General features: G+C 41.6%; 4 protein-coding genes. All 4 read left to right on the forward strand.

Features of this window, described 5'->3' with window-relative positions:
• Positions 1-193 precede the first annotated feature (193 nt).
• A complete protein-coding gene (locus Q8907_09795; GenBank protein MDP4274557.1) occupies positions 194-2,236 on the forward strand; it encodes a glycoside hydrolase family 65 protein in 2,043 nt (680 codons plus the stop codon).
• A 76-nt stretch (positions 2,237-2,312) separates the two neighbouring features.
• Positions 2,313-4,829, forward strand: a complete 2,517-nt coding sequence (locus tag Q8907_09800) for a glycoside hydrolase family 31 protein (protein ID MDP4274558.1) — start codon at positions 2,313-2,315, stop codon at positions 4,827-4,829.
• Positions 4,830-5,069: 240 nt separating this feature from the next.
• The gene (locus tag Q8907_09805) at positions 5,070-7,115 is read left to right on the forward strand and encodes an alpha-galactosidase (protein ID MDP4274559.1); all 2,046 of its coding nucleotides are present in this window, start codon (positions 5,070-5,072) and stop codon (positions 7,113-7,115) included.
• A gap of 68 nt (positions 7,116-7,183) precedes the next feature.
• Positions 7,184-7,920 (forward strand): glycoside hydrolase family 3 N-terminal domain-containing protein (locus Q8907_09810; GenBank protein MDP4274560.1); only part of this gene is annotated, 737 nt, incomplete at its 3' end.

The raw sequence follows: 7,920 nt of genomic DNA on the forward strand, positions 1-7,920 counted from the left end.
AAATATGATTAATATTCCGGTTTACTGGTTCTTGAAGAGTGGAAGAAGGGTTAATGATGGGCAACAGGAGCAATACAGACAGCAAAATGCATATAGGAATCAAAGCCTGTTGGTGTTGGAGGGTTTTTTTATGAAAATGTTGGGAGATTAATTATTGAATGAATTATCGTTTTATAAATCAAGGTTTCGACTTATGAAAATTATCTGTTATCTGTTTTATGTTTTTGTGATATTGTTATCATTCAAAAGCACAGTATCCATTGCAGCAAATAAAGATGAAGAAGGCTGGATATTAAGGTGCGATGATTATAATGGTGATTATACGGGAGCACCTGTTGCCAACGGGACGATAGGCATCCTGCCATGGAAAGAACCTTTTTCTATCCGTCACGTGATACTTAACCATATTTTCGAATACAGTGATGCAGACGGAGTCAACAAGGTTATGCAGGGGATCAATCCGTTCAATCTGGCAATGACGGTCGATGGTGATCTTATTGATGGAAAGGACATAACTTCCTGGCAACAATGGATTGACATGCGTAATGCCAGCCATAACACATCTTTCATTGCCAACGGCAAAGTAAAGGTGGAATATTCTGTGGTTGCCCTTCGGAATATGCCTTATGCTGCTGTGGTAAACGTTCATCTGACGGCTTTGAAAGATGCCGGGATTTCCTTTACTACCGGAATGAAGGTTCCGGAGAGGGAATACCAGAGTCCGCAATTTCTGTTTCAGACCTTTAACAGAGGGGGGCAGAAGGACGGAATCCTTCAAACAATTGCAAAAACTTCTCACGACCGTTATGAAGTCTCGGCAGCTTCTTCTTTTATTTTTCAGGAAGGAAAATTTGATTATAAATGCTTAGACAATCAATCAGCCCAGGCCGGAATAAGGCTTTTATCCGGGCAGAAAGCAGTTTTCAGTCTCGTGGGAACCATTTGTACGACCCATGATTTCAGCGATCCGTTCAGCGAGTCCAAGAGAGAAATCATATATATACATCATCAGAACGTAGATAGCGTATTGGCCGTTCACAAAAAATGCTGGAACGAACTGTGGAAGGGCGACATCGAAATAAGGGGGGATGTGGAGGCACAGCATGTTGTGCGGTTTGCCCTGTACAATTTGTATTCATTTTGCCGGCAGGGAACAGATTTGAGTATCTCCCCGATGGGATTATCATCGCAGGGGTATAACGGGCATATATTCTGGGATGCGGAAACCTGGATGTTTCCATCTATGTTGCTGATGAATGAAGGGATAGCAAGATCCATGATCAGTTACAGGACTGGTCGCCTGAAAGCTGCCGAAAGGCGTGCCGCCTCATACGGATATGCCGGGGCAATGTTTCCATGGGAATCGGACGATTTCGGAGAGGAATCTACGCCGATCTTTGCCATTACAGGACAATTTGAGCATCATATCAGCGCAGACATAGCCATTGCCTGCTGGAATTATTACTGTGTAGCACACGATAAAAAATGGTTGACGGAAAAAGGATGGCCCCTGATCAGGGAAGTGGCTGAATTTTGGGCCAGTCGTGTGAGAAAAAATACGGACGGCAGTTATTCGATTCCCGGAGTGGTTGGAGCAGATGAATATGCGGAAGGCATAACAGACAACGCCTTCACCAACGGATCTGCTATCAAAGCCTTGCACTGTGCAGTAAAAGCAGCAAAAGAGTTGAATGAAAAGGCCCCATCGGAATGGGCGGATATTGCGGATAAAATCCGGATTATTCACGGCCAGGACGGAATTACACAGGAATATGAGGGATACAAAGGTCAACAGATCAAGCAGGCTGATGAGAATCTATTGGCATATCCCCTGGGTATCATAACGGACAGAGATCAAATAAGGCGCGATCTGGAATATTATGATGCAAAAATTGACCATAAAAACGGACCTGCAATGACTTACGGGATCTTCTGCGTGCAGTATGCCCGTATAGAAGATGCCCGGAAAGCGGAAGAAACGTTCAGAAGGTGTTACCGGCCGAACATGAGACCGCCTTTTGGAGTGTTTGCTGAGACTCCGAGCTCTCATAACCCTTATTTTGCAACCGGAGCGGGAGCTTTATTGCAGGCTGTGATAAACGGGTTTGGAGGATTGGAAATAACCGACAAGGGCATTGTTCAATGTAAGTCGGTATTACCGGCTTCATGGGAAAGTCTTACCATTAAAGGAGTGGGAATGGCTCATAAGACTTACAGGGTTGTTAATGAAAAATAAAATGAATAATTCAACTTAATTATTTCAATATCCATAACAAAAATTTATTTTTATTAAAATCTAATTAAAAGTGATCATGAAAAAGAATGTTTTATTTTTTTTACTGTTGATGTTTTTTTCAACAGCGATTTTATTTGGTCAGACAAATGATCCTTTGCCTGCAAAAGGAGCAGAAATCGTATCCGGAAATGCGAGGTTTACTGTCTTGACTCCCCGGGTAATCAGAATGGAATGGGATAGCACCGGAACATTTTGCGATAACGCATCATTTATTGCGGTTAACAGGAAGTTGCCTGTACCTGAGTTTAAAGTGAAAAGAAGTGGAAAATATCTTACGGTAAAAACTTCTGAAATTGAGTTAAAATATAAGATCAACAGTGGAAGGTTTACTTCTCAAAATCTGAGTGTAACTTATCTGGACAAACGAAATGCTTTTGTATGGAAACCAGGTGAAAAGCAAAAGGGTAACCTCAAGGGGACGTATCGTACTCTTGATGGATGTAACGGAGCATATCATGATGGTAAGTCCAGAATACCGATTGAAGACGGACTTCTTTCGACAGACGGATGGACATTAATTAACGATTCCAAAGGATTTTTATTCGATAAGAGCGACTGGCCGTGGGTGGAGGAAAGAAAGAATCAGAATGGGCAGGATTGGTATTTTATGGCTTATGGGAAGAATTACAAAGAAGCTTTGAAAGAATACACGGAGTTTGCAGGGAAAGTACCTATGCCTCCACGTTATGCCTTTGGTTATTGGTGGTCAAGATACTGGAATTATTCGGACAACGAACTGAGAAACCTGATAGGGAATTTCAGACGTTTTAATATTCCGCTGGATGTGTTGGTCATCGATATGGACTGGCACGGGGACAATGTCGATTCGAAACAAACCTGGACAGGATGGACATGGAACGGCAACTTGTTCCCGGATTATAAGGATTTTCTGCAGTGGTTGAAAAAGGAGCAGGTGAAAACCACACTGAACCTTCATCCTGCCGATGGGGTAGCTCCTTTCGAGGATTGCTACGCTGATTTTGCAAAAGCAATGGGTGTGGATCCTGCCAGCAAAAAAACAATACCTTATGAAGGTTCGAACAAAAAGTTCATGGAAACACTGTTCAATCAGATTTTGCATAAATACCAGCAAGAAGGAATAGATTTCTGGTGGTTGGATTGGCAGCAGTGGCCGAACGACAGAAAGTTGACAAATTTAAGCAATACCTGGTGGCTGAACTATATGTTCTTTACCGACATGGAACGTAACGGCGACAAGCGCCCAATGCTTTATCACCGCTGGGGCGGACTTGGCAACCACCGTTACCAGATCGGATTTTCAGGAGATACTTATATTACCTGGAATAGCCTGGCTTTCCAGCCATACTTCACCAATACGGCATCTAATGTGCTTTACACTTACTGGAGTCACGATATAGGCGGGCATATGCCTTTTAAAGGGAACAAGGATTTCGATCCTGAACTTTATGTCAGATGGATGCAGTATGGTGCTCTGAGTCCGATTTTCAGGACTCATTCTACCAAAAATATGTATGTCAACAAGGAACCATGGAATTTCAAGGGAGAATATTACGATGCTATCCAAAACAGCATTCTGTTACGTTACCGTCTGGTACCTTATATTTATACAATGGCCAGGAAAACCTATGATGAAGGTATAGGCCTTTGCCGTCCCTTATATTATGATTATCCTGACGACCAGCAGGCTTATGCAGACAGTACGGAATACATGTTTGGTGACAATATGCTTGTTGCCCCTATAGGAAAACCGATGGAAAATGGAGCATCTAAAGTGAAAGTATGGTTGCCTGAAGGAAACGACTGGTATGAATGGAATACAGGAACGATGCTTAAAGGGGGACAGGAAATTGAGAGGGAATTTTCCCTGGATGAGTATCCCTTATATGTAAAAGCAGGGGCCGTTATTCCGATGTATAGACCGGGTTTGAAGAATCTGGAATCTGCACCCAAAGCATTGGAAATAGACGTGTTCCCCGGAAAGGGCGGTGAAATGAAAATATACGACGATTCCGGGCTCAATAAGGATTATGCCAAAGAATACTCGTTTACCAATGTAAGCTCCACCGTCACAGGAAGTGAACAGAAAATAACAATCAATCCCGTAGAAGGTTCTTATACAGGAATGCCCGAAAGCAGGGATTATTACGTGAAGGTATGGGGTGCCGGAATGCCCGAAAAGGTAACAATCAACGGGAAGGAGATTCCATATAGTACTACAGATAATGATTTGTCATGGAGATATATAGGGAGTGAACTCTCATTTGAAATTTCTCTAAAGGGCCTGGATAGAAAAGAAAAAGCGGAGATAGAAATCACCTATGGAAGTGGCCAGGGAATTGACCTTAACAACGGACTGGTGAAGGAGTTAAAAGTGTTCTCGAAAAAATGCACCGAAGCTAAAGCCCAGGGTAAGTTATTGAATTTTGTTAATGAGACAATTGGAAAATGTGAGGAAACAAATAGAGAGATTGAGTACGATCCCCAGAACTTCTACAAATACATAAAATATTTCATAGACAATAAAGACAAAGCTTTTGATTCGATGAAATAAAAAATTCTGATTGTACTGCATAAAGAAGGAGGGATGTTATTTATTCCCTTCTTTTGTTCATTATACTTAAGGAAAACCGTATTAAACTGTACTATTTATGCAGTCACCAGATTTGAAAAGAAAGTCCCGGAAGGGAGTAGAATTAAAGAAAACCATTTTATCAGGCATTAGGACATATAAAGGAATTAGAATAATTACAAACAGTTTTTTAATTAACTTTGAATACCTTAATCATGAAAAATGAAAACAGCTTGTAGTCATCTTAAACTGACCGTATTTATTTTTTTCGTGGCATTTCATTCGACGGGATCAGTTTTGGCCCGTATTACTGAAAATGTAAATATAGAAAGATGGATCAGGACAAATTTCTCAAACCGTCAGTTACCCCCCTTTTCGTTTGAGTACGGAGAAAAATCATCGGATACTTTCATTAAAAGTTGGAAATACAGGGAAGAAAAGCTTTCCGTTGAAGGTGATAACGTGGTCAAATATAGATATACCTATCAGGATTCCCAAACAGGTTTAAAGGTTGAGTGTGAAGTGACCGGTTATCCATCTTTTCAGGCAGTGGAATGGCTGCTGAAATTCTCAAACACCTCTCAAAAGAATACCCCGTTGCTTTCAAAAGCCAAAGTGATAGACCGGGTTTTTTCTTCTGCCAAAGAAGGTACTTTTATTTTACATCATAATAATGGAAGTACGGCGCAACAAAAAGACTTTTCACCGGTTGATGAGAAACTGATTGGTGGAAAAGAAGTTTATATTGCTCCAAAGACAGGCCGTTCTTCCGAAGGAGGAGCTTTCCCTTTTTTTAATATTGAATACCCCGATAATCGCGGTGTTGTCGTTTCCATTGGATGGACAGGCAACTGGTATGCTTCTGTTCAGCAAAAGAGCAAAAAAGAAGTAGTCCTGCATACGGGGATGGAAGAGATGAATCTGATTCTTTATCCGGGAGAAAAGATCAGAACTCCACTGTGTGGGCTGATGTTTTGGGAAGGAGAGGACAGGATGACCGGCCATAATCAGTTCCGGAAGTTTATTTTATCCCACCATTCACGAAAATTAAATGGGAAATTTGCTGAATACCCAATTTCCGGTGGTTTTAACTGGGGAGATCCTTACCCTTGCAACGAGTATAGTTGCCTGACAGAAGATTATGCTTGTGCCCTGATTAACCGTTACAAACGGTTCGGGATAACCCCTGAAGTATTCTGGCTTGATGCCGGCTGGTACAAAGGCTGCAGTGAAACAGGATGGGGGGCTAATGTGGGCAACTGGAGTGTGGATAAAGACCGCTTCCCCAATGGGTTGAAGCCTGTATCGGATGCGGCTCACCGGATTGGTGCCAAATTTATGGTTTGGTTTGAACCGGAACGGGTACATGAAGGAACAGCTATTGACAGGGAACATCCTCAATGGTTGCTTCGGTTGCCCGGAAATGACAACCGCTTGTTTAACCTGGGCAATCCTCAGGCCCGTATATGGCTGACTGATTTGATAACCAATTTAATGAAAGAGAACGGCATTGATTATTACCGGCAGGATTTTAATATACATCCCGTGGATTTCTGGAAAAACAATGATCAGCCCAAACGTATCGGAATGACTGAAATCCGGTATGTCGAAGGATTATATGCTTTTTGGGACAGCATTTTGGTCCGTTTTCCCAATGCCCTGATTGATAACTGTGCCAGCGGGGGCAACCGGCTTGATCTCGAAACTGTTTCGCGTAGTGCTCCTTTATGGCGTACCGATTATGGTTATGGAGAGCCGAACGGGTACCAATGCCATACCTATGGATTGAATTTTTATCTGCCCTTAAGCGGAACTGGATTATATAGGACGGATCCTTTTTCTTTCCGTTCGAGTATGGGCAGCGCAGTGGTTCTGAACTGGAAATTGACCAATAACGATATGTCTATCCCGGAAATGCAACAATGTGTGGCGGATTTTAAACGATTGCGTCCCTATTATTACGGAGATTATTATCCTTTAACTTCTCCTGAAAACATAACCGGGGATGAAGTGTGGCTTGCTTATCAGATGAACCGTCCTGACCAAAAAGACGGCATCATCGTTGCTTTCCGCAGAAAAAACAATCGCGAAACAAGCATCAGGGTTTTTTTGAAAGGTCTGGATCCCGGAATGAATTATGAATTGTATAATGAAGATTCAAAACAAAAAATCATAGAAAAAGGGAGAACCTTAATGGCAGGATTCAATATAAACATTCAGACGAATCCCGGATCCTTATTAATTACCTATAAAAATGTCGATAATTAATGACTGCCCAATGTTAATTCTTATGAAAATAATAAAAGGATGTTTATTCTAAATCTGAAAATTTGATCATGATCAAAAAATCTATATCCGCAATAATCATTTTACTTTTTATAATACTGCAAACTACTTATTGCTGGGATGAAAAAAGTGATAGTTTAAAAATTGAAAAAGTATTGTCCTTCATGACTTTGGAAGAAAAAGTTTCTTTATGTTCGGGAGGAGGCTCCTTTTTTAAAGGAATAAAACGGTTGAACATACCTAATATAGGTTTTACCGATGGGCCACGTGGGCCCAATGCGAAAGCCGGTACGACAGCTTTTCCTTCGGGTGTGCTTTTCGGTTCGACCTGGAATCCGGAATTGGTTGAAAAAGCAGGTAAAGTGATGGGCGAAGAAACGCGTGCGCTGGGTAAAAGCATCATATTAGGCCCTGGTTTAAACATCCTCAGGGACCCTCTTGGCGGAAGATTCTTTGAGTATTATACGGAGGACCCTTTTCTGAATGCTGCAATTGCTGTAGCTCAGATAAAGGGTATTCAAAGTCAGGGCGTTGCTGCCTGTGCTAAACATTATGTTTGCAACAACAGGGAAAACAACAGAAATTTTTATATGTCCGTGCTTGATGACCGTACCTTGCATGAAATATATCTTCCGGCCTTTAAAGATGCAGTAAGGCAGGCGGATGTGGCTACGATAATGACTTCAGCAAACGGCGTAAATTATGAATTCGTCAGCGACAGCAGAAAACTGCTAACGGATATTTTAAAAAACAAATGGGGATTTAAAGGATTTGTAATGACAGACTG

The organism is Bacteroidota bacterium, from assembly GCA_030706565.1.
Lineage (GTDB): Bacteria > Bacteroidota > Bacteroidia > Bacteroidales > JAUZOH01 > JAUZOH01.